We start from the raw sequence: 2,821 nt of genomic DNA, 5'->3' as shown, positions 1-2,821 counted from the left end.
CAGAATTATTTACGTGATAATAACGCGGAAGGTCAAATACGAAGACAGTCCGAACGATCAGTCGTTGGCAAAATTCCGGATGGATCAGGTCAAACGCGCCATCTCCAGAGCCAAAATTACTGAAGGGCTGTGTGTGCAGAGCGAAACCAGCAATCAGGGCAAAGTGATCTGTGCCAGCGTCAGCATGACCCAGCCAACTTAACGGGGGCCGGAACGGATCTTACCGAAGAGATCCGGGCCGTCACTCCATGCCAGGGCATGCAGCGTTCCGAATGCGGCTTAAGGGCCGTCGCTTTCGTTTGTCCGCCGGGGAGCTTTCTTTCATAATAAAACGCCATTGAATTCAAAGACAGGAATGTCAAAGCTTATGCCATGATCTTTTCCGGATCAAAATGCGTGTGCTGCACAGAAGGAAACTGAACTGAAAGTGATGATTCCTCAATGAGCCCTGCTGACGTCATTGAGGAATTGCTGGTCTTGAACGTTACTTGACTTCGCTGGGTTCCTGAGACCGTGCCGAAACGATGAACTGGAAGTTATCAAGCTCCGTGATGGGAGTGTCATCAAAAAACCACTCAAGATACACCCTGAATTGAGGGTATTTGAACAATTTATACATCGCAACGGTAGAAGGCACTACCTGACCTCTCTCCCATAAATCGCAGCTGCCGGGAACCACCCCCATCAGCGCGGCAAACTGGGAACGAGTCAGATTAAACTTGTTTCGCAAATAAGTAATTTTCTTTGCAAATAACTCATTGTATCGCTTGTCTGAAGCTGTTTTTGCCATAGCTACCTCCTGCTAAAATGAAATATCGTCCAGAGACCAGATATTTGCGTCCTTATCTGACAATGAATTCTTTACCTGAATTCCGGTCACCTTGCAAACGGCGCCGGTTTTGACGTTTAAAACCAAATTGGTTTTCAGGTAATCAATTATCTGCTGAGACTCTATACCGGTCTTTCTTTCATGATGTGTCTGCCTGTTCTTTACGCCCGTGCGGCGTCCAGGGGCTTTCGTCAAATTCTGTCCCGGACTTTCCTTCGGAGTCTGAACCTGCCGGACTTGATCGGATGTTTTCTCTTCTGCCGTCAGCAGCTTGTACCCCGTGCCAATCACATCAGGGGATAATGGCAAACCGCTGCCCACGCACGCACGGAACCACTTCTCAAATCCTTTGAATTTCGCAAGCTCCAGCAAAGCAAAAAACGTTCGCAGGTCAGACGGGATTGCCTCGCTATGAGAACTGGCAACCTGAGAAACACAGTCGGGGATGGCTACCTGCCGATGCTCATTAAGCAGCGGAACATCACCTTCAGAAAATCCAAGTCTGGCAGCAATGTCGTACTCTTCACAGCCAAGATCACCGGTCAGATTGTAATACATCTTGATCTTGTCAACTACCGACAGTTTGAAGTTGTACAGGTCCATGACACGCTCTCTGCTAAAACGAAGAAAACCCAAAAAAAGAAAAAAGCCCCCTGCTCTATACCAGAACTATAGTATAAAACAAAAGGCTAATTAAGACAACAATTGTTGTCAGGTTTTAGCAAAAAATTTAACGCTGCTCAAAGCTGAACGATCTTAAACATCTCGTTGGTACTGTAGCCATATGACACATCGGCCTCCGAACAATAGTGCAAACCGTCCACTCTTCCCAAAAAGAAAGTCCCGAAAAGGATCTTGTTACGGAAATCCTCGGTAAGGCCGTACCTCAGATACAAGTCCATCACCAGTTTTAACGTAATGTTTTTTGAAACGGCAGAAGAAAAGCCCTGGTATTCCCGCTGGACAAAAAGCTCACGGCTTTCCAGTCTGCCGGTCAGTACCTGAAAGGCCTGCACCAGAGAAGAAAGAGCTGAACTTCCGAGAGCTTTTGTGTGGGACGAAAAGAAAATAGACGCTGACGATAATTCCTTGCCAGCCAAACCATCGCTGGTGCCATCGCCGTCAGATTTCAGAAAATCTCTTTGTTTTAAAAAATCCAGATCCTCGTCTGTAAAGGCCAGTGAAAAAGACATCCGCTTCCCCTTATTTAGAGTTATACTAAAAAGAAGGTCGCGAACTAACAACTCATTCCTTCTGCCGTTAAAGGCCAAAGGAAACTCCTAAACAGGGCCGGGATGTTATTTCCCTATACCCTGTTTAATCCAATTCAGCCAAGACTATATTCGCACGCTCTTGGACACCCTTCCGGCTGACGCATCTTGACAAGAATTTTTAAATGTGTATAATTACAATGCGGGTCTAGTATAATCATCCATTATGCGATCATGTGACACTCTTAACATAGGAGAACCAGAGCCACCTTCTTTTAAAAATTTCAGGCTCTCACTGGTTCGCCGGTCAGCCGGGCAGGCATTTCCCTGTCTTTCTCTTTACATATGGCTTAACTGATGCTTCCTTCGTTAAGGACCGTGTGTGCGTTCCTAATTGCGGCAACACTGGATGCCATCCTATTCCTGAAGGATGCACTGATACTTACAAATATATTGATGTGCTTATAGACGGACAGCCATACGGACAAACGTATTATTTCAAGCTGTAATCTGCTGTTTGTTTTAAACAAAAAAAAACGCTGGATCTCTCCGGCGGTTTTACTCATTGGGAGATCTCATTACACGAGCTGCTTCAGTATAGAAGTGTCAGTTAATACTCTCTCTAAAATTTGACTCAGAACCGAAGTATAACCTTTGCCAAAAGACTTGGCTTTCTCCAATGCTCTATTAGACAAACGAACAGAAACAACCTGCTTTCTCTGAAGAGCCAAACGAATTCTTCTATCTTCAACCATTTCTCGTAGTTCTTCATCAGTAAGCT

At 45.4% G+C, this 2,821-nt stretch carries 4 protein-coding genes and 1 pseudogene; 1 reads left to right on the top strand and 4 read right to left on the bottom strand.

Annotated elements, in window-relative coordinates; genetic code table 11:
- A pseudogene (locus tag F557_RS20000) lies at positions 1 to 202 on the top strand (IS110 family transposase); the annotation flags it as partial.
- A gap of 282 nt (positions 203 to 484) precedes the next feature.
- Here F557_RS20000 and F557_RS0113365 read toward each other — a convergent pair.
- The 4 genes from F557_RS0113365 to F557_RS23035 form a co-directional block, all read right to left on the bottom strand.
- Positions 485 to 790: a helix-turn-helix domain-containing protein gene (locus F557_RS0113365; protein WP_019002726.1), complete on the bottom strand. Its 306-nt coding sequence runs from the start codon at positions 788 to 790 to the stop codon at positions 485 to 487.
- Between the two features lie 12 nt (positions 791 to 802).
- Positions 803 to 1,432, bottom strand: a complete 630-nt coding sequence (locus tag F557_RS0113360) for a hypothetical protein (RefSeq protein WP_019002725.1) — start codon at positions 1,430 to 1,432, stop codon at positions 803 to 805.
- 137 nt (positions 1,433 to 1,569) lie between these two features.
- Complete coding sequence (locus F557_RS0113355; protein ID WP_019002724.1) at positions 1,570 to 2,022, bottom strand: hypothetical protein; 453 nt, start codon at positions 2,020 to 2,022, stop codon at positions 1,570 to 1,572.
- A 596-nt stretch (positions 2,023 to 2,618) separates the two neighbouring features.
- Positions 2,619 to 2,821, bottom strand: a 203-nt coding sequence (locus tag F557_RS23035) for a BrnA antitoxin family protein (protein ID WP_245539417.1), incomplete at its 5' end; no start/stop codon positions are given.

Origin of the sequence: Succinimonas amylolytica DSM 2873 (assembly GCF_000378405.1) — a bacterium.
In the GTDB taxonomy this organism is placed as follows: Bacteria; Pseudomonadota; Gammaproteobacteria; order Enterobacterales; family Succinivibrionaceae; genus Succinimonas; species Succinimonas amylolytica.
Note: the sequence above shows the minus strand (reverse complement) of the source record. Positions and strands in the feature narration are given on the sequence as shown.

Bases quoted from the DNA above. Each gene is read 5' to 3' on its own strand.
- F557_RS0113360 (WP_019002725.1), bottom strand. From the start codon at position 1,432: ATGGACCTGTACAACTTCAAACTGTCGGTAGTTGACAAGATCAAGATG.
- F557_RS0113365 (WP_019002726.1), bottom strand. From the start codon at position 790: ATGGCAAAAACAGCTTCAGACAAGCGATACAATGAGTTATTTGCAAAG.
- F557_RS0113355 (WP_019002724.1), bottom strand. From the start codon at position 2,022: ATGTCTTTTTCACTGGCCTTTACAGACGAGGATCTGGATTTTTTAAAA.